This is a genomic window from Listeria monocytogenes, from assembly GCF_013282665.1.
Taxonomy (GTDB): domain Bacteria; phylum Bacillota; class Bacilli; order Lactobacillales; family Listeriaceae; genus Listeria; species Listeria monocytogenes_C.
On sequence record NZ_CP054041.1, the window covers coordinates 1268187 to 1288739 of the forward strand.

General features: G+C 37.5%; 19 protein-coding genes. 17 read left to right on the forward strand and 2 right to left on the reverse strand.

The window, feature by feature from the left end:
• The first annotated feature begins 6 nt into the window (after positions 1 to 6).
• The 14 genes from HRK21_RS06395 (at position 7) to HRK21_RS06460 (ending at position 16830) form a co-directional block, all read left to right on the forward strand.
• A complete protein-coding gene (locus HRK21_RS06395) occupies positions 7 to 249 on the forward strand; it encodes an ATP synthase subunit C-like protein (RefSeq protein ID WP_003721714.1) in 243 nt (80 codons plus the stop codon).
• 11 nt (positions 250 to 260) lie between these two features.
• Complete coding sequence (locus tag HRK21_RS06400; RefSeq protein WP_077952735.1) at positions 261 to 1292, forward strand: F0F1 ATP synthase subunit delta; 1032 nt, start codon at positions 261 to 263, stop codon at positions 1290 to 1292.
• Positions 1289 to 2785: a F0F1 ATP synthase subunit alpha gene (locus HRK21_RS06405; RefSeq protein ID WP_003740109.1), complete on the forward strand. Its 1497-nt coding sequence runs from the start codon at positions 1289 to 1291 to the stop codon at positions 2783 to 2785. Before HRK21_RS06400 ends, HRK21_RS06405 begins: the two co-directional genes overlap by 4 nt.
• Entirely contained in the window at positions 2782 to 3654 is an 873-nt protein-coding gene (locus HRK21_RS06410) for a F0F1 ATP synthase subunit gamma (protein WP_003740110.1), read from the forward strand. Before HRK21_RS06405 ends, HRK21_RS06410 begins: the two co-directional genes overlap by 4 nt.
• A complete protein-coding gene (gene atpD / locus HRK21_RS06415) occupies positions 3655 to 5025 on the forward strand; it encodes a F0F1 ATP synthase subunit beta (RefSeq protein WP_003740111.1) in 1371 nt (456 codons plus the stop codon).
• Positions 5026 to 5037: 12 nt separating this feature from the next.
• A complete protein-coding gene (locus HRK21_RS06420; protein ID WP_069887568.1) occupies positions 5038 to 5355 on the forward strand; it encodes a hypothetical protein in 318 nt (105 codons plus the stop codon).
• The gene (locus HRK21_RS06425) at positions 5352 to 5912 is read left to right on the forward strand and encodes a hypothetical protein (protein WP_069887569.1); all 561 of its coding nucleotides are present in this window, start codon (positions 5352 to 5354) and stop codon (positions 5910 to 5912) included. Before HRK21_RS06420 ends, HRK21_RS06425 begins: the two co-directional genes overlap by 4 nt.
• 123 nt (positions 5913 to 6035) lie before the next feature.
• A complete protein-coding gene (lcp, locus tag HRK21_RS06430) occupies positions 6036 to 12011 on the forward strand; it encodes a putative cellulose-binding protein LCP (RefSeq protein ID WP_070006422.1) in 5976 nt (1991 codons plus the stop codon).
• 156 nt (positions 12012 to 12167) lie between these two features.
• Positions 12168 to 12803, forward strand: a complete 636-nt coding sequence (locus HRK21_RS06435; protein WP_003740115.1) for a mpt operon Crp-Fnr family transcription regulator — start codon at positions 12168 to 12170, stop codon at positions 12801 to 12803.
• A gap of 299 nt (positions 12804 to 13102) precedes the next feature.
• Positions 13103 to 14068: a mannose/fructose/sorbose PTS transporter subunit IIA gene (locus HRK21_RS06440; RefSeq protein ID WP_003728943.1), complete on the forward strand. Its 966-nt coding sequence runs from the start codon at positions 13103 to 13105 to the stop codon at positions 14066 to 14068.
• 23 nt (positions 14069 to 14091) lie between these two features.
• Positions 14092 to 14898 (forward strand): PTS mannose/fructose/sorbose transporter subunit IIC, encoded by an 807-nt coding sequence (locus HRK21_RS06445; RefSeq protein WP_003724931.1) that lies wholly within the window; start codon positions 14092 to 14094, stop codon positions 14896 to 14898.
• 21 nt (positions 14899 to 14919) lie between these two features.
• Positions 14920 to 15831: a PTS system mannose/fructose/sorbose family transporter subunit IID gene (locus HRK21_RS06450; RefSeq protein WP_003740116.1), complete on the forward strand. Its 912-nt coding sequence runs from the start codon at positions 14920 to 14922 to the stop codon at positions 15829 to 15831.
• A gap of 126 nt (positions 15832 to 15957) precedes the next feature.
• Complete coding sequence (locus HRK21_RS06455; protein WP_003728941.1) at positions 15958 to 16347, forward strand: DUF956 family protein; 390 nt, start codon at positions 15958 to 15960, stop codon at positions 16345 to 16347.
• 132 nt (positions 16348 to 16479) lie between these two features.
• Positions 16480 to 16830, forward strand: a complete 351-nt coding sequence (locus tag HRK21_RS06460) for a DUF2200 domain-containing protein (protein WP_003740117.1) — start codon at positions 16480 to 16482, stop codon at positions 16828 to 16830.
• Between the two features lie 40 nt (positions 16831 to 16870).
• Here HRK21_RS06460 and HRK21_RS06465 read toward each other — a convergent pair whose 3' ends face one another.
• A complete protein-coding gene (locus HRK21_RS06465; protein ID WP_070006376.1) occupies positions 16871 to 18388 on the reverse strand; it encodes a polysaccharide pyruvyl transferase family protein in 1518 nt (505 codons plus the stop codon).
• A 115-nt stretch (positions 18389 to 18503) separates the two neighbouring features.
• Positions 18504 to 18797: an ArsR/SmtB family transcription factor gene (locus tag HRK21_RS06470; protein WP_003740119.1), complete on the reverse strand. Its 294-nt coding sequence runs from the start codon at positions 18795 to 18797 to the stop codon at positions 18504 to 18506.
• A gap of 111 nt (positions 18798 to 18908) precedes the next feature.
• Here HRK21_RS06470 and HRK21_RS06475 point away from each other — a divergent pair, with 111 nt between their 5' ends.
• From HRK21_RS06475 to HRK21_RS06485, 3 genes are all read left to right on the forward strand, one after another.
• Positions 18909 to 19199 carry a putative quinol monooxygenase gene (locus HRK21_RS06475; RefSeq protein WP_070006377.1) on the forward strand — a complete coding sequence of 97 codons (291 nt, stop codon included), beginning with the start codon at positions 18909 to 18911 and terminating at the stop codon, positions 19197 to 19199.
• Between the two features lie 13 nt (positions 19200 to 19212).
• Positions 19213 to 19845: a nitroreductase family protein gene (locus HRK21_RS06480; RefSeq protein WP_003740121.1), complete on the forward strand. Its 633-nt coding sequence runs from the start codon at positions 19213 to 19215 to the stop codon at positions 19843 to 19845.
• Positions 19846 to 19937: 92 nt separating this feature from the next.
• On the forward strand, positions 19938 to 20309 hold the full coding sequence (locus tag HRK21_RS06485; RefSeq protein ID WP_003740122.1) for a hypothetical protein: 372 nt from the start codon (positions 19938 to 19940) through the stop codon (positions 20307 to 20309).
• Positions 20310 to 20553: the final 244 nt, after the last annotated feature.

Here is a 20553-nt window from a genome sequence, read left to right on the forward strand (position 1 = left end):
ATAATAATGGATTTAGTAGTTGCATGTAGCGTAATTGGCGCCGCACTCGCAATTGGGCTTGCGACTTTGGGAGCTGCAATTGGACAAGGAATCGCGGTAAGTAGAGCAACAGAAATTATCGGAAAAAACCCGAATGCAAAAAAAGAAGTTATGGGAGGCCTCTTTTTAGGGCTTCTAATGATTGTTGCATTAATGCTTTTTGCACTGGCAATCGCAGTCATCTTGCTGTGGGTTAACCCGTTCATATGATAGGTGAGAGCATGGAAAAGTTGATTCAAACAATAGTCCTTTATGGAATTTTTGCAGTTGGTTTTTTGTATTTACTATATTTCACCCTGCAAAAACTGGAAAACATTTTGACGAGTTTTTTTTACGAAATTAGTCAAGATAAGTCGCTTGAAAAAGAAAGTTTATTACGTCGCCTAAAACGACAAAAAGTTGCTACAAATCAAGAAGAACAGAGAAATAGGCAATTAGCTATTGAGGCAGAACAGAAAGAGACTATTTTTTTGGAAGAAATAGATCAGTTAGTTGCTCGGAATAGACAATATGAACAAGAATTACAACTTTGGAAAAATGAAACACCAACACAAATTGTGGAAGTTCCAAGTGTTGAAACAACGCCGCATGCACCGTTTAAATCGCTAAGTAGCTGCGTTAACGAAATCGTCCAAAAGGTTTTTATCACATCTGAGGAGGAGGAGGCGCAACTATTTACGGAAGCAATTCGTGAATTTGATGCCTTAGTCCGAGTCGAGAAAATTCGACTAGCCCTTCCTTACAAAGTCCTTTTACGATTATTTGAAATGCACAAACCGGAAGAATTACATGCATTTACAAAATCATTTGAGGCGTTTAATGAGCGTGCAAGCAAGCTTTCTGTGAAACAAATTTATCAGAGTAGCTATTTGTCACCGGAACAAAAATTAAAAGTAATGCGTGAAGACGGCACATTAGATGGATTAAATCATCAATTTGTTGAATTCCTATTCTATATGTTGACGCATTTTTCTTATCGTCAAACGCGTGGACTTTATCGGAACTATATAGAGGTTTATAACGTTCACTTTTATACAGGGCTTATCTGTGTAAATGTTGCTAATGAAGAATCAGCAAGTCATTTTGATAAGCTGTGGCGACCAACACATACAAGCTATAAAATCGAGTATCAAGTTCAAAAGGAATTAATTGGTGGCGTTATTATCAATTATGGAACAAAGTCGATTGATATGAGCTATCAAGAACTAATCAAGCGCACAACAGAAAAAATGGAATCGGAAGTGAGACTTTGAAAACTATTCATTTTGATATGAACAAATACGAAACCCCTGTGGATTTGGAATATTTAAAAGAACATGGCCGGGTTGAGAAAATCTCTGATGGTGTAATTTTTTCTTCTGGCTTAGAAAATGCAGCTCTTCACCAAGCGGTTATCATTGATGGTACACACCGTGGGGTAATCCTTGAGCTTAATGAAGAATTTGTCGGTATCGGTTTAATTGATAAAACAAATAATATTTTAGAAGGAATGATAGTGTCTGTTACAGATCATTTCATCGAAGTAAATCTTTTTGAAGACATGGCAGGGCGTATTATTGATACGACCGGAAAAATGTTATACGACATAAGTGATGAGCAGCCAACCGCTAGTTCCCCGCTATTCTGTGTAACTCCAGCCATTATGACAATTGACAGCGTTACTCGTCCACTGAATACAGGTCTGGCAGTAATCGACTCTATAACGCCAATTGGGCGGGGGCAACGTCAATTAATTCTTGGAAATAGACAATCTGGGAAAACCCAAATCGCTGTAGATACAATTATTAATCAACATGATCAAAATGTGCATTGTATCTATGTAGCAATTGGCTTAAAAGCAGCATATATTGCCGAAGTAATTGAAACGCTACGTAAATACGGTGCGATGAAATATTCGACAGTAGTTGCGACAGCTGCAAGCGATTCCCTTACCGCCCAATATTTAACTCCATATGCAGGAATGGCGGTCGCAGAAGCATTACGCGATCAAGGAAAAGACGTTTTAATTATTTTTGATGATTTAACGAAACACGCAGATGCTTATCGAGCGATTACATTGCTCTTCAACCGTCCACCTGGTAGAGAAGCTTATCCGGGCGATAGTTTCTATATCCACTCTAGTCTCTTAGAAAGAGCGGTACAAATGAATCCAGAGCATGGTGGTGGATCTATCACAGCAATACCAATGATTGAGACTTTATCCGATGATGTAACAGCCTATATTCCGACCAATGTTATTTCCATTACGGACGGTCAGTTGTTCTTAAAATCCGATTTGTTCAATCGCGGTCAAAAGCCAGCAGTGGATGTCGGGGTATCAGTTTCCAGAATCGGCGGCGATGCGCAACACCCGATTATCCGTAAGCTTAGTAAAAATCTGACACTTATACTTTCTCAATTTGAAGAGTTAAAAGAATTACTGGATTTTGGTAATGCACTTGATGAAGGAAGTATGAAAATGGTGACGGACGGGCGAATGCTGACAGAGCTCTTTAAACAAAATATTCTAAGTCCGCTATCCGTGCCAGAATTAATTACTATTTTATATGCATTCCAAAATGGTTTCTTAAACAAAATGGCTCCAACGAATGTTCAATCTTTCAAAGGGTTATTACTAGAAAAAGCCCATGCACACCCAGACTTCGCGTCATTTTCTAATCAGATTGAGGAAATTAGTGACCTTGATGAAGCACACGTCAAACTATTGGAAGAAATTATTCAGGAAGCGGGGAGGCCTTTCCGTTGAGTAGTATAGATCAGGCGCGAAAAAAAATTAAGGCACTGAACTCAACTTACAAAATTGTCCACGTAACAGAATTAGCAACCCTGGGCAAACTTTCTGTGTTGCGGGAAAAAGCCGAAGCAGCTGTTAGTTATTATGAAACTATCTTGAAAAGTTTGCGTTGGGTGAGAAAAACGATGTATGCCGGTCACAATATACAAGTACCCGAAGAGAAAAATATTACTGCACTTGCAATTACATCCGAACGAGGGCTTTGTGGAGCTTATAACAGTGAGGTTTTTGTTGAAATAGATAAATTGATTGAATCTCTTGGTGATCAAGTGAATATTAATTGGATTGTCGTGGGTGAACAAGGCCATCGTTATTTAACGAATCTTGGCCAGAATATAAGCACCTATTTGCAATTTTCGCTTGAAAATATTGATTTGGAAACAACTACAGAAGTGACGGCAGATTTTATTGATCAGATTAATAATCAAGAAATGGATGCGTTATATGTCATTTTCACGAAGTACTTCAATGCAGTTCAATCAGAAGCAATGTGCGAAAAAATTTATCCGGATATTCCTGAAGAATCGGATGCGGAGTCAATCGAAGTTGATTATGTACTTGATTTTGAAACGGATGACGAACAAGTAGAGCAGCTGCTACTGGAAAACTATCTATGTGGTCTGCTTTATAGCATGTTCCGTTATTCGGTAGCTAGTGAATATTGTATGCGCCGGATTGCGATGAAACAAGCGAAAGATAACATTCATAAACAGCATGAAGAGGCCGTTTTCGATGCTAGAAAAAAAGCATTACAACAAAAGACCGGTGAGTTGCTAGATATCATCAGTGGTGCACAGACGATCAGGAAGGAAGAAGAGTAAATGAAAAAACATACAGGAACCATTATTAGTATTAGTGGTTTTGTTTTAAAAATTGAATTTAATGAATGCGAACTCCCTGAAATCAGCCATGCGCTTGAATATGAGACGCACCAAGGGACTTATTTAGCGGAAGTCGTTCAACATACTGGAATTAATACTGTTTCAGCAATTGCAATTGGTGAAGTTAGCGGGCTGGCACGAGGAGCGGAAGTTGTTAACTTGGGTCACCCTATCGAAGTTCCGGTTGGAGAAACAGTTCAAGGGCGGATGTTAAATGTATATGGTAAAGCAATTGATGGACTCCCTGAGCCAGAAGCCAAAGTTAAATGGCCTATCTTTCGTGAACAACCGTTACTTCGTGAATTAGATACAAATAAAGAAATTCTTTATACAGGTATCAAAGTTATTGACTTGATTTGCCCAATTTTAAAAGGTGGTAAAACTGGACTTTTCGGTGGAGCTGGAGTTGGGAAATCAGTTTTAATGCAAGAGTTGATTAACAATATCAGTATGATGGGCGGGAATTCCGTTTTCACTGGAGTTGGTGAGCGTGTTAGGGAAGGTATTGGTTTATATAAAGAATTAGAATCCAGTGGCGTATTACCACAAACAACGGTTGTGCTTGGACAAATGAATGAATCGCCGGGTGTCCGTATGCGTGTAGCCTTAACAGGTCTTACAATAGCGGAATATTTACGTGATGAAGAGAAAAAAGATGTTCTATTGTTTATCGATAATGTCTTTCGCTTCATTCAGGCGGGTTCCGAAGTATCATCTTTACAAGGTAAAATCCCGATTACAGGTGGTTATCAATCAACACTTTCAAAAGAAGTAGGAGATTTTCAAGACCGAATCGCATCTACAAAAAACGGTTCGATTACCTCAATCCAATGTGTATTCTTACCGGCCGATGATATTGATGATCCATCTGCGGTGGCGACATTTAGCCATCTAGACTCAACGATTGTATTAGAGCGTTCGATTGCAGCATTAGGTATTTTCCCAGCTGTTAATCCACTTCAATCGTTTTCCCGGGCACTTAACCCGACTTTTGTTGGTGAACGCCATTATCAATTAGCTGTACAAGTGAAATTTATTCTGCAACGTTATATGGAATTGCAGGAAATCATCAACGTCCTTGGTATGGCTGAGTTGAGTGATGAAGATAAAAAACTCGTTTATCGAGCGCGGAAAATTCGTAACTTCCTGTCTCAACCATTTTACGTTTCTGAAAAATTCACTGGGACAGAGGGTATCTTTGTTGAAATTGAAGACCTACTAGTAAGTGTAGAGCGTATTTTAAGCGGTGAATATGACGAACGTTCAGAGCGGGAATTCTTGTTTATCGGATCCTACAAAGACTTGAAATAGGAGGAGAGGCAAATGAAATTAAAAATCGTCTCACCTATGGGACAATTTTTTGAAGGTGATGTAGAGGGTTTTGTTATCGACACAAAAGAAGGACAGCAAACGGTATTAGAAGATCATATCGATTGTCTTAGTTTCTTTGACTATAGTGAAATTACTATTTTAGATAGTGCCGCTACAGAGCCTATCTTTGTCGCCCTTGGTTATTTACATCTTGTTCAAAATGAAGCGAATATTATGGCCCAGTTTGCTTCAGATGATGCCAAACAAGCAGAACGGATTTTTGAAAGATTAAGCAAGCGAAAACAAACAGAGAGCAGGGGAATCATATGATAATCGGATTTTTTGAGACACTGCTACAAATTATTGGACTGTTTGCTGCTTTTTTTCTCATTATCTTATTGTTACTCGCTGTTATTCGCCATTACTTCTCTAAAGACGAAAAACCTTTAGAAAGAATTCAGCGATATCAACTGTGGCATACAAGATATCAGTTTGATGGAGAGATAACCGCCTTCCTTGTTGTAATTAGTGCGACATTATTAGTTTGTTTCGCTGTTGTGCAAATAGTGGCTATTCCTTTTCAGTTTACACTGCTAATGTTTTGGAGTAGTTGGTTATTCCACTTAGTTTCTTATTGGAAGAAAATGCGCACCCCGCAAAAATTAAACAAAGAAATTAAACAGCTACTCGGTTTAGTTTTAATCACTGCGTTGTACTTTGCTGGATATTTCGCACTTAAATCGATGTATTTACTGCTTGTACACGTATCAGAAGCATCTTGGGTCATTCAATTGGGCGTAAGAAGTTATTTAGCTATTTGCAGTATACTCGTAGCTGGCGGAGCGTTAGTGTTGTGGCAACGCATTTACGCTAGACTACTAAAATAAAATCCTTAAAAAGCCCGTTTACAGACCGTTATTAACCCATAAGAATAAACAGGTTTTATAAAAACTAAGGATATGTATCAAATGAATGAACGGTCTAAAAAAATTAAAGGAGATTTATTTTATATGATGAAAATAAAAAGCTTGAGGCGTTCCTTGTTATTAGTCATGGCAGCCTTACTAATACTCGGTCAATTGAATCTTTCATCTTTCCGAGTATCAGCGGAAGAAAAAGGAAATGAATCAGTTTCCTACGATGTTCAAAAAGAGCTTTCAAGCGACAATAAGAAAGCCAACTTGACCTTAAAAACAACTCCGAAAAGCACGGACGTTAAAATTTTAACAATTGAAACACCCGATGGTAAAAAAGTCGATGGTCAAGAAGCAGAATATACTGCGACGAAAAATGGTTCCATTGATTTTGTTATTACCTATCAAGATAAAGATAAAACGGAAAAAACATACAAAGCTTCTTATGAAGTAAGCGAAATTACTGAAGAAGCCAATGAAACAACTAATCAAATTGTAACAGAAACACCAACTAAGAAAGGTTTGCTTAAAGCAGGTGCCCCTACAGTATCTCTAAACATTCCTGATTATAATAAAACAGCTTGGGGTAACGGAGACATTAAAGACGTTTCTGTAACAGTAGAATTTAACAATAACAACTCTGCTGGTAAAAAGATTAACTTCACTTTGCCAGATGGTATGCGTTTTGTTTCACTTCCTGTTCCAAGTAATTTTCAAGCAACAGGTAATGTTGATAGCAATGTATTAAGTTATTTTGGTGCAGGTAACCCAGTTGGCGATTCAATTACATCTGTAACTGTACCAAATAAAGAAACCGGATATAATAAAGCGACATTTGGAACTGTGAGCTATAATTTAGCTCCAGCGACCGAAAAATTAACTCTTAACTTTTCGGTGCAAGTAGATGCCGCTAAATATTATGGCGCTACTGATCTAAAATCACCAATTAAGGTAGACGCTTATATGGGTGATAGCGGAACGCCGGTAGCATCTGCAGAACAAGACGTTCGTGCTGATGGAAAAAATGTTGTAGGTTATGCGGCTCAAAGACATGTTGAAACCATGTTTAGAAACTGGTATACATCTTCATTTTTACCAGAAGTTATGCCAAGTACAGATACAGAGGATTCCTATAACTATACGAAGCCTTACTCCGTAGTTAATGGTATCAATTCAATGGATGCACGTGGTTCGAAAATCTTCGTTCCTAAAAATGTTAAAATAACCCTTTACTACCCAGAAGGCATGGAGTACGTCGGAGTAGTTAATGAAGGTAGAGGTTTACTTGCAAATAATGCTAATAGAACAATCACGCATTATTCAAGTGAGAATAAAGTAGTGATTGATTTTAATCAAGAAAACTACTACGGAATCATTGAAACAATTTATGCGGTTAAATATAAGATACCAGAGGGAACTGATGTGGGGACTTATACTTCCCCTAAAGTACCACATGCTGTCATTACCACTTATGACGACCAAGTGTTTGAAACAGATGCATTAACAAATGATTCAAATGATACGACAACACTAGCAGCAAAAGATATCTGTAAAGTAGTAGGTAGATCCACAAATAAAATGGTTATGTTACCAAGAAACTACTATATCAATCCAGATAATGAAACTTGGGCAGGACTTGTTCAAATTAACAATAAGCAAACTGCCGGAGTAAAAACAAATCAAATTTACCAAATTAAATTTGATGATAACTGGGAAGCTTATACAGTAAATCTACCTTTTGATGGAACTTATCCGGGTAACAAAGTAAAAGATATCCAGTATAAAACGAACTTAAACCCAGAATATCGAACTTATGATGGAACACTTCCGAAAACTAACGGAAATAAAATGCTTACACTAGAAGCAGCAACAGTAGGACTTCAAGAAGGCGAGTACTTTACAGAAGTAAAAGCAAATGTTGGAGATTTCAGTGTTGGTTTTACTAATATTGATACCTCTGCTCCGTTTAAAGCGGCTAACAGTACGTCTTACGGTATTGTTAAACCAGGTATTACCTCTGTTCAATTTGAGGCAAATATTTGGGATGCGGATAATGAAGCTAGTACGAAAGTTTCTGGCTCGTCCACTTACACAGTAAGCAATAGCGTAACGACAGCAGCCAATGGTACAGCTTCATTCTATAACAGTGAAGGTACACAAGTTAAAACTGCTCGTGCAGGAGAAACAGTAACAACGAAAGCTTCACTTATTATGCATGAATATCCATATGGAACAAGATCTGTGCTTAATAACCCAGAAATTTATTTACGTCAGTTAGAGGGAACTACTGTCAAACCTGGTTCCATTAAATTAACAGACCAAGATGGGAAAGAAGTTGACTTCACAGTTGAGGCTAAATCTGCTAGAACAGGTGAAAAAGTATATGTAATTAAAACAACAGATGTGACAGTAGGGGAGTTTATTGGCTATCCTGCTAAAAAACAATATTTGAATATCAGCTATAACACAACATTTGATATGACATTAAGTAAAAGTATCCATACTGATATTCAAGAACTATTAGCGTGGGGTGGAAGCAATGTTACCTCAGCATTAGGAGCAAACGTTTTTCCAGACAACGGCTTAGACGTCAACCAAAATGGTAGAGATGCGGAACGGTTACTTTCTACCAATACAAGTACGATAAGTGTTCCGAAACAAGATACAGTTACTGTAGAAACATTCTTAAATGTAGCTGGAGAAGGAGCCAAAGCTGCCTATGTAGAAGATGACGATAGCACGGTTTCGTATTTCACACCTGGAACTGACGCTGATTATATGGTTAAAATTACGAATACATCTAGTGGCAGTGCTAAGAGCCTAGACATTTATATCCCGATTCCGAAAACTGGTCAAAACTTTGGTTCAAAATTCCAAAGTGAACCTTTCAAATGGGATATGAAACTAAGTGATGCGCTAGCGATGACAGCTGAACAAAAAGCGCAGTTTGAAATTAGTTATACAACGGAAGCAACTGCAAACAACTACACAACAGATGGTATCTACAGTAATTCACTTACAGATTACGGAAAAGCAAACATGGTTCGTATCAAAGTGAAAACAGAGGTTGCTTCTGGAGAAACCCAAACAATTAAGGTTCCACTAAAAGTAGATGAAACATTTGATTCTGCTGCAACTGGAAATAAAATTGGTGAACGAGATGTATACAACCCTTATTACGCTGTTACAACTAACACGTATTCCGGGTCTATTGCAGGAACTCGAGTAGGGGCAGAATTAGTAATTGTAGAAGTAGCAGGTAAGCTATTTAAAGATAAAAATGCCAATGGCTTGTATGAATCAACGCAAAATGATACCGCACTTGCGAATGAAGTAGTTGAATTATATAAATGGAATGAAACAAATTCAACGTACGAACCGTTTACTAAAGACGGCCAAAATGTCACTACGACAACAGATGCTAACGGGGAATACAAGTTTGACTATAATTTAGGAATTGGTTACGGTAAGTACGCAGTTAAGTTTCCTGATAAAGAAGGTCATAAACTTACTTTACAAAATATAGGTAAAGATAAATCAATAAACAGTGCAGCACCGAATTTAGGCACTGATACTGGTTGGGTAAAAGAAATTGACCCAGCGCAGCCAGATGCACAACACATCAATGCAGGTTACATTTCTTACGTGCCTGAATCAGATTTAAAAGTAAACTTGAATGAGAAATTAGTTCAAGAGAGCAAGAGTTTGAAAATCACTTTACCAAAAGTAGCTCATACAAACGGTGAAGCGGCAGAAGATACGATTGAACCAGATATTTTCCAAAAAATTCTAGCTACTACAGATGGATACAAATGGACGACAGCAGATCCTACCATCGCAACAGCGAAAACGTTAACGGATGGCTCTGGAGCAATTGTAGGTGTTTCTACTAAAGGAAAAACCATTGCTGCTACAGATTTAACAATCACAATCAAAGATATTTTTGGAACAGAGAAAAAATCTACCGCCCCTGTTTATGTAACAACAGCGAATGGTAAGCTTGCTCAGAAAGATGAACTTAAAATCGGAGCAACGGATTTCACTTTAGAATACAAAGAGGCAATAGCTCTTACAGAAGCTCAAGCTGTAAGTAAAGCTAAAACAGCAGCATTTGAAGAAATAAAAAATGGTGTGAATTCAAACGCTGAAGATCGTACGAATGTGGTTAAAGTAGATGAAGCGCAGTTAAATGCACTTAAAAATGGTTCTAATCGTGGTGGCACGTATCCACTGACTCTTACACTTGAAAAAGACGGCAAAGAAGTTGAAGTAGTCGTTGAAGTGAAAGTGGAGAAAGATTTAACGGAAGTGAACGCGCATGACTCTACAATTTATGTTGGTGACAACTGGAGAGCAGCAGACAACTTTGATAGTGCATTAAATAAAGAAGGTGACACGCTTACTTTTGCAGATATCGAAGTTACTGGAAACGTTGATACAACAACAGCTGGAACGTACTCAGTCACTTATAAATACAATGATACAACTAAAACAGTAAATATCTTGGTTAAAGAAGATGCAACGGAAGTGAATGCGCATGACTCCACAATCTATACCAATGATACATGGACTGCAAAAGACAATTTTGATAGTGCGGCAGATAGGGATGGAAATGCGGTCGGTTTTGCGAAAGTATCTGTAACTAATACAGTTAATACAGCCCAAGCAGGCACATACCCAATCACTTATACGTATGGTGGTGTAGAGAAAACAATCACAGTCACTGTTAAAGAAAATAAAAAAGGGATTAATGCCCACGATGCTACTATTTATGTAGGAGATAGCTGGACTGCGGAAGATAATTTTGATAACGCCGTAGATAAAGATGGAGATCCAGTAGCCTTTTCAGATGTAACGGTAAAAGAAACACCTACTGTCAATACAAATAAGGCAGGCACGTACCAACTCAAATATAGCTATGATGGAGCTTCTAAAACAGTTACACTTACAGTCAAAAATATTTTAACAGCTGTGAACGCTCACGATTCCACGGTATATGTAGACGAGAGCTGGGAAGCAAAAGATAATTTTGATAGCGCAAAAAATAAAGATGGAGAAACAGTCGCATTTTCAGATGTAGAAGTAGAAGGAAATGTGGATATGACTCAAGCAGGAACCTATTCGATTACGTATAAATATGACGGTTTTTCTAAGACCATTAAGGTAACCGTGAAAAATCCGCAAACAGCGATAAATGCGCATGATTCTGTAGTTTATACGGGAGATAGCTGGAGTGCTAAAGATAATTTTGACGATGCTATTGATAAAGCTGGAAAAACAGTTGCTTATAAAGATATAACTGTTGAAGAAGATCCAAAAGTGGACTTAACAACACCAGGCACCTATTCAGTAAAATATAGCTATCAAAAGGTATCAAAAGTAGTACAAATCACAGTGAAACCAAGACAAACGAAAGTAGAATCTCATGACAGCACAATTTATGCTGGTAAAACGTGGAATGCTCAAGATAATTTTGACTTGGCGCTAGATAAAAAAGGCGATGATGTTAAGCTATCTGATGTAACAGTTGTTGGGCTTGTAGATACTAAAACACCTGGAACATATGAAATCACTTATCGTTACGATGGTGTGACAAGTGTATCTCATGTAACTGTCCTAAAAAACCATGCGCAAATTATTGTTACGGATAGTAAATTAAAAACAAATGCGAAGTGGGATCCAAAAGACAATTTCGTACGAGCAATGTCCAGAGATGGTAGTGATATCCCGCTTTCTAATGTGAAAGTGGAAGGTAAAGTCAATACGAAAAAACCTGGCACATACAAAATCACTTATACAATTGATCCAAACGAAGGAACTGACGATGCAGGTAAAGAAGAGCTTTCTGTCGTAGCTATGATTCAAATAGAAGACGAAAAAGTAACAGTAACACCTTCTGATGATGATAGCGAGATAGGAGTGAAAGCTGGTCAGCAACGAATAGCAACATACAAACAAGCAATACCAAAAACAGGAGACCAAATGAACTTATGGGTTATCCTAGCGGGTGCTTGTCTAGTAGGATTTGCATTATTCTTATGGCTATTTAGACAAAGAAGACGCCACGGATAATTAATAGAAATAAAAGGGGAAGGTAGGATAGCAAGACTAGCCTACCTTTTCCCGACATTTCAAATAAACCTTTTCTGTGTAAAGTTAGTTAAACAGATACAATGTTTCAACCGAAAACCAAGATTTCACATACCTGGGAGGAAAGGAAGTAGAAAAATGACTTTTTTAGAATTTCATCAACTAGTCACCCAAGATTCACTGATTTATTCATGGATTAGGAAGAATTTTTCTCTTACTCACCAAGAATTGGAGGTAGGTAAGGAACTAAAATTACGACATGGACAGCTAATTGTTATGGAAAAAGGACTAATGGTGCAAGAAAGTATGGAAAAAAAGCCAACAATTCAACGCGTTTTTGCAGATCAACGTATTATTTTTACAACGGATGGAGGTCTTTTGCTAGCTGCTCTTGAACATACCACGTATAGCGTTATTTCAACAGACGAAATACTTGAAAAGCTAGACGAAGATAAGTTGTTGCCAAATTTCTTTCTGCAAATAGCGGAAGATTTTGAGCGGAGCATAGAATGGCAAAGACAATTAATGTCAGCTTATCCAGAAGAACGTGTTGAAATGGTTCTACGAAAAGTAATTGAAAGATATAATCTAGAACCAGAACAAAATCCTGTATTTCCAAGATGGCTTAAAATCTATGTCCTCGCTAAATTAGCAAAATGCTCTGTATCAACAACTTCTGTGATAATAAATAATTTAGCAGAACAGGGTGAAATTAATGTTAAAATGACCCCGTGGGAACTGGTACAGCCATTAAAAGCATCATGTGCCTCATAAAAGAAATACTATAAAAAAACTACTCAAATATTATGTTTGAGTAGTTTTTTTGCTTTTTCTACAGATTAGTATAACTTTATAATGTTTTTTAATATACAATGTGTGTTTCTTGGATACACTAAATTATTAAGTTGCATTTTCTGTATTGTCTAACGATACACTAATTAATACTGTAATAATATAAAACAGTAATACATTGATATATCAGTGTTTTAGAAGCGATACTAAAAAGTTGGCACAGAACTTGCAATAAATAGAGCGGGTAGCAAAATAAATGAATTATATTAGGAGGGAAAAAGATGGTAGGAATTATCCTCGCAACTCACGGTGAATTTGCTGAAGGTATTTTGCAGTCCGGAACAATGATTTTCGGCGAGCAAGAAAACGTTAAAGCAATCACTTTGATGCCAAGCGAAGGTCCAGAAGACATCAAAGCTAAAATGGAAGCTGCAATTGCATCCTTTGATAGCCAAGATGAAGTTTTATTCTTAGTGGATCTTTGGGGAGGCACACCATTCAATCAAGCAAACGGTCTTTATGAACTACATAAAGATAAGTGGGCAATCGTAGCAGGACTTAATTTGCCAATGCTGATTGAAGCTTTCTCATCACGTTTTACAATGGAAAGTGCACACGAAATCGCAGCAAATATCCTTGCGCCAGCTCAAGAAGGTATCCGCGTGAAACCAGAAGAACTTCAGCCGCAAGTAACAGCTACTGAACAGCCACAAGCAGAAATCGCTGCAGTTGGTGATGGCAAAATCGAATTTGTTTTAACTCGTGTTGATTCACGTCTCTTGCATGGTCAAGTAGCCACTGCATGGACAAAAGCAACACACCCAACAAGAATTATCGTCGTTTCAGATGCAGTTGCAAAAGACGATCTTCGTAAAAAATTAATCGAACAAGCAGCACCACCAGGAGTAAAAGCTAACGTTATCCCAGTCCAAAAAATGATTGAGATTTCAAAAGATCCACGTTTCGGCAATACAAAAGCACTTTTATTATTCGAAAATCCTCAAGATGTTTTACGCGCAATTGAAGGTGGCGTAGAAATCGAACAAGTAAACGTTGGTTCCATGGCTCACTCTGTAGGTAAAGTTGTTGTTAGCAAAGTACTTTCCATGGGGAAAGATGATGTTGCCACTTTTGAGAAATTAAAAGAAAAAGGCGTTAAATTCGATGTGCGTAAAGTCCCTAATGACTCAAGCGCAAACATGGATGACATTATCAAAAAAGCAAAAAATGAATTAAAGACACAATAAAAAATTAAAATAGGAGGTTTATTATGTCTGTCATATCAATAATTTTAGTAGTACTTATTGCATTTTTAGCAGGTATTGAAGGAATTCTAGATGAATTTCAGTTCCATCAGCCATTAATCGCATGTACATTAATTGGTCTCGTAACAGGTAACTTAACAGCATGTATCATCCTTGGCGGAACTCTACAAATGATCGCACTTGGATGGGCAAACATCGGAGCAGCCGTAGCACCAGATGCCGCGCTTGCCTCAGTAGCTTCAGCAATCATATTAGTATTAGGTGGACAAGGGGTAGCAGGTATTCCGTCCGCAATCGCAATTGCAATTCCACTTGCAGTAGCAGGTCTTTTCTTAACAATGATCGTTCGTACATTGGCAGTTCCAATTGTTCACTTAATGGACAGAGCCGCTGAAAAAGGGAATATACGCAGCGTAGAGTGGTTACATATTTCAGCAATTTGTATGCAAGGTATTCGTATCGCAATTCCAGCAGCAGCACTTTTATTCATCCCAGCAGACAGCGTTCAATCTTTCTTAGAAGCAATGCCAGCTTGGTTAACAGATGGTATGGCTATCGGTGGAGGAATGGTAGTTGCCGTTGGTTATGCACTAGTTATTAACATGATGGCTACTAAAGAAGTATGGCCGTTCTTCGTTATCGGTTTCGTAGTAGCTGCAATTTCTCAACTTACACTTATCGCAATTGGTGCTCTAGGTGTTGCACTTGCTCTTATTTACCTTAACCTATCTAAAATGGGTGGCGGTAACTCAAACGGCGGTGGAGGCGGAAACTCTCGCGATCCACTGGGCGATATATTAAACGACTATTAATAAAAAAAGGAGGAGAATAGAATGGCAGAAAAAATCGAATTATCAAAGAGAGACCGTCTACGCGTAGCATGGCGCTCTACGTTCATTCAAGGTTCATGGAACTACGAACGTATGCAAAATGGTGGCTGGGCATTCTCTATGATTCCCGCTATTAAAAAATTATATAAAACTAAAGAAGATCGTTCGCTAGCTCTAAAACGTCACTTAGAATTCTTTAATACACATCCATATATTGCATCTCCAATTCTTGGAGTAACACTTGCACTGGAAGAAGAACGTGCAAACGGTGCAGAAGTTGATGATGTAGCAATTCAAGGGGTTAAAGTTGGTATGATGGGACCTCTAGCTGGCGTTGGTGACCCAGTATTCTGGTTTACAATTCGTCCAATGTTAGGTGCATTAGGTGCTTCTCTTGCCTTGAGTGGAAACATTCTTGGACCTATCTTATTCTTCGTTGCTTGGAACGTAATCCGTTGGGGATTCATGTGGTATACACAAGAATTCGGCTACAAAGCTGGTTCTAAAATTACTGATGACCTTTCTGGTGGCTTACTACAAGACATTACAAAAGGTGCTTCGATACTCGGGATGTTCGTCCTCGCCGCCTTGGTGCAGAGATGGGTAAATATCCAGTTCGCGCCAATTATCTCGAAAGTTAAACTTGATGAAGGTGCCTACATTGATTGGAGTCATCTTCCACAAGGCGCTCAAGGTATCAAAACTGCTCTAGAACAACAACAAGCAGGTTTAGCTCTTTCTGAAATTAAAGTAACAACCTTGCAAAATAACTTGGATAACTTAATCCCAGGACTTGCAGCAGTAGCTCTTACATTCCTATGTATGTGGTTACTTAAGAAAAAAATCAGCCCAATTATCATCATTCTAGGTCTATTCGTAGTTGGTATAGTTGGTCACTTAATCGGGCTTCTGTAAAAATAAGCTGATCGAAAAGAGGCTGGTGCAATATTCACCTAGCCTCTTTTCGTTTAGATATATGACACAGATAAACGAATACGGTATAATAAACAAAACAAGCGAAAAGAAATGGAGCGAATACAGTTGGTTCAATCGATTAATACAAAGGTAGACTTAACAATAGATGCCACCGCGTATACTGGACTTACAGATTACGGGAAAATTATGATTGGCGACAAAGGTTTTGAATTTTTTAACTCACGCGATGTGCGTAAATTCGTCCAAATCCCTTGGGAAGAAGTAGATCAAGTTATTGTATCTGTTATGTTAAAAGGTAAGTGGATTCCTCGCTACGCCATTAAAACAAAGCGCAACGGCACATATACATTTGCTTCTAAAAAGCCTAAAGAAGTTTTACGTAAAATAAGAGTTTATGTCGACCCAGCCAATATGGTGAGTTCGCTCAGTTTCTTTGATGTTATGAAGCGCTCGTTTCGGTCGATATTTAGCAAGAAGAAAAACAAAAATAAATAAGCCGCTTTATACCGAAAAGCTTCGATGGACTTAGTTCTGTTGATGCTTTTTTCTTACATAATAATTGAACAAATAGCTCATTTTGGTACAATAGAAAGTGAGGTCAAAAGTAAACAAAGGAGGAACACCAACATGAAAAAACCAAAAATCTACACGATGTCATTCGCTAGTGTATATCCTCTTTACATACAAAAAGCGGAGAAAAAAGATCGAACAAAAGAAGAAGTGGACGAAATTATTTTTTGGTTAACTGGTTATGACCAAGCATCTTTACAAAAAGCCATAGATCAAGAAATTGATTTTGAGACATTTTTCGAACTAGCGCCAAAAATGAATCCCAATGCTTCCTTAATTACCGGAGTTATTTGTGGCTACCGAGTGGAAGAAATTGAAGATAAACTTATGCAACAAATACGTTATTTAGATAAATTGGTGGATGAACTTGCAAAAGGGAAGAAAATGGAGAAGATTTTAAGGAAATAAGTAAAAAGCAGCCGGATTTAAATGGCTGCTTTTTTATTACTCAGCTTTTGGAGGCTTTCTTTTTTAAATTTGCTAGAGAATTCGCTACTTTTAAAGTTGCTTTCACAGATTTTCGGTTTAATGTTCCTTGATAATGTCTGATTTTATTAGTTAGTTCGTGATTTTTATTAATCGTCAACTGTAATTTTTGTTTAGTATCTGTCAGTTGTTTTTCTAATTGCTGGTTTTTTTCTTGCGTTTCAGTAATTTTTTGTTGGTATTTTTTGTTTTGTTCAGAGGTGGTTTTTTTCAGTTGGGTGAGTTGATTATTTATGAGGTTGACGCGGTATCTTGTGCTAAAATCATGTCTTTCTTTTAATAAATTGGTGGAGATTTTCACACGGTTGAGCATTTCTTGAGGATTTAATATAGAAATGGGGTCTGGACTTGCTGGGAAAGTAATGGCGTTTATAAGTTCATCCATAGGAGCTGATTTTCTATTTTTATCATGTTTGTAGATATGATTAAGACCATTGGTATCTAAGAAATCAATATAGTTATCAAAATTTCTTGCTTGGACTTTTTCGGCTGATTTTAGGTCTACTTTAGTTAGTAATTCTTGGAGGTTGTTGGTTTTTTCTAATTCATCGATGGTTACGTGAGGAAGCGCATGGTAGGAGGCTAGTTCACGCATTCTGGCATCTTGTACGAAAGAAATATTAGGTGTTCCGACTATTGTTGGAATGACGTTTCCATGTAGGCGAGAGCCAATGCTAATATCAACATTCTTCACAAAATCGAACCAACTAGGCATGCTAGTGAAATATTTTACTCGACCTTCTTGATAATACTTATGTTGGATATTTGTTGGGTAGCCATTGATATCACTAGAGATATCTGGACCGCCGGCATACATTAAATGGAATTCGTCTAGATGTTGAGGGATAAAGTGATAGTCTTTGTATGTAGTAATCATGTTATTTAGGAAATTAATAGCTATTTCTGAAGAGGTTGGGGATGCATTAATAGCGATGGTGGATTGATCTGTTAAGTGGAAATCTCTTATTTTTATTTCTCGTCCGAATGTATAAAGGGAGGGACAACCAATTACTCGGAAGTCAAGATCTGCGTTAAATCCTAGTTTTTTTAAATAATCTGCAGTAATTTGTCCCCGAACACCAATTTGAGCTGATTTTTCTAGGACTGCTTTAACAAAATTAGTAACATCTTCATCAAAAGAAAAACCTTCGTCTAGTTGTGGTTCGTAATTTGCTCTTAAGCCGACGCCTGTTACGATGACTGGGATTTTTAATTTGCGAATGAGTTGGGTGTAATTGCGGAGTATGGGCCTAAAGTCGTCTCGAAATGCGTCAGCTAAAGGCATTACATAGAGGTCGTAATTGTCATTGATTTTTTCTGCGAGATTGGGGTTAGACGAGAGGCCGTCAGCATGTATTTCTACATCATCATTCCACAAAGCTCGATAAATGCTATATTGATATGCAAGATTACCATTGTTAAATCCGGTTCGATCCTTTAAATAGATATCTTCTGGTGTGTACACATTTGTGGGTCGCATACCAGATCTAATGAGTATTCTCTTCACTAAAAAATCACATCCTTAAGTAAGTTAATATTTAAAGTATATCAAAATATTAACAAAGTTAACAATTTTAAAGATGGAATTCATGGTATTATTTGTGATTTTTTTTACAAATATCAAAGAAGTAGCCGATTTCTTCCACTAATGCTTCATTTACTGAATAAATATGCGTGGTTCCTTCCTTTCTTAAATTAATCAGTTTTGCTTCTTTAAGTAGTTTAATGTGGTGTGACATAGTTGATTTAGAAATATTATAAGTTGTGCCAGAGAAGCGTTTTTCTTTGTTTTTCAGTAAACATAGGAAAATATCAAGACGAATTGGATCACTTAATGCTTGGAAAATTAATAATAAATCTGATTTTGAGAGCTCATTTAACTTTTTCATATAAATATCATATCATAACTTACATTTTAATTGCGCGGAACTTGCTGCTATGTTATATTATGTTAGTTCGAAATTAATCGAACTATAAAATCCGAAAGAAGTTGTTGGGAAATGTTGCATATTGAGGCGCAAATTACGGTCAAAAAAGAACAAACCGAAGCTTTTTTGCAGGCGGCTAAGGAAGTTATTGCTGCATCAAGAGCAGAAGCAGGGAATCATGGTTATGAATTAGTACAATCGGTGGAAAATGAAACAGTTTTTTATATGTTAGAAAAATGGGCGGATATGGATGCCATTCAACAACACAATGACAGCGACCATTTCAAAAAATTCCAGAAATTGGCTGCTGATTTTGTTGCTAAAGAGCTTGAAATTTCAGTGTTAACGCCACTTGCGCGATAAGGAGGAATATAATATGACTTATGTAAATAATGATTTTGAAGACTTAATGAAAAACCGCCGCTCAATTCGAGAATATGATGAAACGGTGAAAATTAGCCAAGAAGAAATGAAAGCTATTCTAGCGGACGCGGTAACTGCTCCTTCCTCTGTAAACATGCAACCATGGCGCTTTGTGGTTGTGGAAAGCGATGCGGGCAAAGAAAAATTGAGTTCGTTAGTGCGCTTTAATACACGCCAAAACGAATCTTCTTCCGCAATGATTTTAATTTTTGGTGACTTAGAGAACTTTGAAAACGGTGAAAAAATTTACGGAGAATCAGTTGAACGGGGCTTGATGCCGGCAGAAGTGAAAGAGCAACAAATGGCTAAATTAAGCCAATACTTTGCATCCATTCCACGCTCAGAAGCTGAACGTGTTGTTCTTATTGATGGTGGGATTGTAGCGATGCAATTAATGTTAGTTGCACGCGCGCATGGCTACGATACAAATCCAATTGGTGGTTTTGAACGTACGGAAGTTGCTGAGGCCTTCAATATGGATCCGGAGCGTTATGTACCGGTTATGATTGTTTCTATTGGGAAAGCTAAAAATTCGGGCTACCAGTCTTATCGATTACCGATTACAGATGTTACGACTTTTGCTTAAAAGAGGGCAAGGAAATAGTTGATATTTCCTTGTTCCTTTTTGTTCTTCTTGGTATAATAAAAGCAACATACAGCCAAGGAGGAGAAGCAACTGTGACTATCAAAATAACTCGTAAAACTGGAATTGGTAGCGGTATTACTCCGGTGAAAATTAGAATCGAAAATGAAGAAATTGTAAAACTCGACAATCATCAGTCTCATTTTTTTATGCCTAAGAAGGAGAAAACAAAGGTTTGCGTGACTGATTGGTTTTATGGGAGTCAGGATGCGGTTTTGGAAAATAGTAATGATGTTATTGTGCGGATTAACCGCAAAGCACTAATATTAAATTATTCGATGTTTCCATTTCTTTTTTTCGGACTTTTGGCCACTAGTTGGGAGTCTACAGTTATTGCGTTAATACTTTGTTTGGCATCATTTTTTTATTCTCGAAAGCATTGGTTTGAGTTTGTGAAAATAAAATAATAATTAATGGATAGCGTGGGATATGTTCTCATGCTATTTTTTTATCTGTGTAAGTTTTTATTCCATCTGTGTAGCGATGAAATAAGAGATAAACCGCGCAATGACAGCGCTTTCTTTTGGCATGATAATTGCATGATATACAAATGCTCGGAATGAATCTTTAATCGGGGGGAGGAAATTAGAGAGAAGAACATTCGGGCAACCACACAAAAAAGGGGTACAGAGAGACAAACTTAGAACTGCC

Excerpts from the sequence above, each read along its gene's own strand:
- HRK21_RS06440 (WP_003728943.1), top strand. The coding sequence starts at position 13,103 with ATGGTAGGAATTATCCTCGCAACTCACGGTGAATTTGCTGAAGGTATT.
- HRK21_RS06470 (WP_003740119.1), bottom strand. The coding sequence starts at position 18,797 with ATGAAAAAGTTAAATGAGCTCTCAAAATCAGATTTATTATTAATTTTC.
- atpD (WP_003740111.1), top strand. The coding sequence starts at position 3,655 with ATGAAAAAACATACAGGAACCATTATTAGTATTAGTGGTTTTGTTTTA.
- HRK21_RS06465 (WP_070006376.1), bottom strand. The coding sequence starts at position 18,388 with ATGCGACCCACAAATGTGTACACACCAGAAGATATCTATTTAAAGGAT.
- HRK21_RS06435 (WP_003740115.1), top strand. The coding sequence starts at position 12,168 with ATGACTTTTTTAGAATTTCATCAACTAGTCACCCAAGATTCACTGATT.
- HRK21_RS06475 (WP_070006377.1), top strand. The coding sequence starts at position 18,909 with ATGTTGCATATTGAGGCGCAAATTACGGTCAAAAAAGAACAAACCGAA.
- HRK21_RS06460 (WP_003740117.1), top strand. The coding sequence starts at position 16,480 with ATGAAAAAACCAAAAATCTACACGATGTCATTCGCTAGTGTATATCCT.
- HRK21_RS06420 (WP_069887568.1), top strand. The coding sequence starts at position 5,038 with ATGAAATTAAAAATCGTCTCACCTATGGGACAATTTTTTGAAGGTGAT.
- HRK21_RS06445 (WP_003724931.1), top strand. The coding sequence starts at position 14,092 with ATGTCTGTCATATCAATAATTTTAGTAGTACTTATTGCATTTTTAGCA.
- HRK21_RS06425 (WP_069887569.1), top strand. The coding sequence starts at position 5,352 with ATGATAATCGGATTTTTTGAGACACTGCTACAAATTATTGGACTGTTT.
- HRK21_RS06480 (WP_003740121.1), top strand. The coding sequence starts at position 19,213 with ATGACTTATGTAAATAATGATTTTGAAGACTTAATGAAAAACCGCCGC.
- HRK21_RS06395 (WP_003721714.1), top strand. The coding sequence starts at position 7 with ATGGATTTAGTAGTTGCATGTAGCGTAATTGGCGCCGCACTCGCAATT.
- HRK21_RS06400 (WP_077952735.1), top strand. The coding sequence starts at position 261 with ATGGAAAAGTTGATTCAAACAATAGTCCTTTATGGAATTTTTGCAGTT.
- lcp (WP_070006422.1), top strand. The coding sequence starts at position 6,036 with ATGATGAAAATAAAAAGCTTGAGGCGTTCCTTGTTATTAGTCATGGCA.
- HRK21_RS06450 (WP_003740116.1), top strand. The coding sequence starts at position 14,920 with ATGGCAGAAAAAATCGAATTATCAAAGAGAGACCGTCTACGCGTAGCA.